Origin of the sequence: Parashewanella curva, assembly GCF_003675895.1 — a bacterium.
GTDB classification, from domain to species: domain Bacteria; phylum Pseudomonadota; class Gammaproteobacteria; order Enterobacterales; family Shewanellaceae; genus Parashewanella; species Parashewanella curva.
Genome location: NZ_ML014926.1, coordinates 1 through 1,982 on the forward strand (window position 1 = coordinate 1; position 1,982 = coordinate 1,982).

2 protein-coding genes are annotated in these 1,982 nt (G+C 38.6%); both read left to right on the plus strand.

What is annotated here, in order from left to right:
- The first annotated feature begins 242 nt into the window (after positions 1–242).
- Positions 243–677: a hypothetical protein gene (locus D5018_RS21200; RefSeq protein WP_121840955.1), complete on the plus strand. Its 435-nt coding sequence runs from the start codon at positions 243–245 to the stop codon at positions 675–677.
- Between the two features lie 168 nt (positions 678–845).
- On the plus strand, positions 846–1,859 hold the full coding sequence (locus tag D5018_RS21205; RefSeq protein WP_121840956.1) for a virulence RhuM family protein: 1,014 nt from the start codon (positions 846–848) through the stop codon (positions 1,857–1,859).
- The last annotated feature ends 123 nt before the right edge of the window (positions 1,860–1,982 follow it).

The window sequence follows — 1,982 nt, forward strand, 5'->3', positions numbered from 1 at the left end:
GTGCAAACAAATCCATTTTTATCGTCAGTTGAAGGGAATTTGCAGATCTGATCGCCACTTTTTCAAACAGTTCCATGAAAAAGTTTAATTGCTTAGAAAGTGATCACATTGTGTAGATACCTATGCCACTAAACGCCTGCAAAAACTATGGTTGTCTCACCAATGCGAGCTGTTTGCTAATGGTAAAACTGAATAAGACCAATAAGAATTTGTATGTTTACCCTAGGTAAAGGATCAACTAGATGAAAGAGAACAAAGTCATGGCATTAATGGAAATTTCAATTAATGTTTTGGACTCACTTATTCAAGCTTATGACAATAAAGCACTCTCTAACTCAGTATTGACAGAAGCAAGTCATCGCATTCGTGAGCATATGGAATCAAATCAAACTGTAACAGATGATTTGATGAAAGAAGTTACAATGGATCAAAATAGCTTACTCAAGCTTTCTGGTTCATTTGCGCATCAAACAAATTTAATTATTATGGTTTTACAGCAGGTTAACGATGACACAATGGTAGAAGTGGCTATTAACCTTGCACGAGAACGTATGCTTCAATTCTTTCAGCTTATAAAGAAAGACAATCAGGGGATAATCCCAACGAAAAAACTGCGAGATATCGAGAGTCGTTATCAGCTTTCTGATAAACAAGCTAATGGTAAAAAGGACGCATAAATTAATGGATAACACTCACCAACCATCAATTGGTTAATGATGTAAGTTCGCTGATTCAAACAGCCAAGCAACGTGCTGCGGTGGCGATCAAGATTGTGCATGCACTGCGTGGACAATTGATTTAGATACGTATCAAACCTCTAATTGTGATTGATAAGGAAATACTTAATGAGCAACGAAATCGATAGCGTTTCACAAGGTCAATTCATTGTTTTTGCAAGCGATGATGGTCAATCACAGGTCGAGTGTCGCTTTGAGGGTGAAAGCCTATGGCTATCACAACAACTGATTGCCGAACTGTATCAAAAGAACATCAGAACTATTAATGAGCACTTGGTTAATATCTATGATGAGGGGGAACTTGAACAAAATGCAACTATCCGGAATTTCCGGATAGTTCGCCAAGAGGGTTCTCGTCAGGTCACACGAGAGATAGCTCACTACAATCTTGATGCTATTTTAGCTGTTGGCTATAGAGTGCGCTCTAAGGCTGGTACTCAGTTCAGGCAGTGGGCGACACGCACTCTCAAAGAGTATCTTGCTAAAGGCTTTGTGATGGATGACGAAAGATTAAAGTCACCTGAATCTAGCCAATACTTTGATGAACTGCTAAATCGCATCCGTGATATTCGTTCATCGGAAAAGATATTCTGGCGCAAGGTCTGCGATATATACGCCACCAGTATTGATTACGATGGTAAGACTCAGACCAGTACTCAATTCTTTGCTCAAGTACAAAACAAAATGCACTGGGCTGCACATGGGCACACCGCTGCTGAACTTATATTTGAGAGAGTCGATGGCGATAAGCCCCATATGGGATTGACTAGTTATAAAGGGCAAGAGCCAACTCGTAAAGAAGTAGTGACTGCAAAGAATTACTTATCTGAACAAGAGTTAGATACCTTGAATCGTATAGTGAACTCTTACCTTGAATTTGCAGAACTACAAGCTCGCCAAGGCAAGTTAATGAAAATGGCAGATTGGGCGAACAAACTTGATGACTTCTTAAAACTGAGTGATTTCAATATCCTTACTCATGCTGGCAAAATCTCTTCTAATCAAGCACAACAAAAAGCTAAGCATGAGTATGACAAGTTCCGTAGAGTCATTGATGCAAACCCAACTCAAGTAGATAAAGATCTAATCGCAGCAATTAAAAGAATAGAAAAAAAGGATTAATACTCAAGTTTCGGAGTTCATTTTTAGCTAAAATCATGGGAACTTTTCAGTTGAAATAGCCTCTTGGCGTAATGTAAAAGTATCCATTTGCATGACTTGATTAAAAAACTTGGTTACTTCTTC

What these genes read in the sequence shown, in the direction of transcription:
- D5018_RS21200 (WP_121840955.1), top strand. Translation starts at nt 243, where the DNA reads ATGAAAGAGAACAAAGTCATGGCATTAATGGAAATTTCAATTAATGTT.
- D5018_RS21205 (WP_121840956.1), top strand. Translation starts at nt 846, where the DNA reads ATGAGCAACGAAATCGATAGCGTTTCACAAGGTCAATTCATTGTTTTT.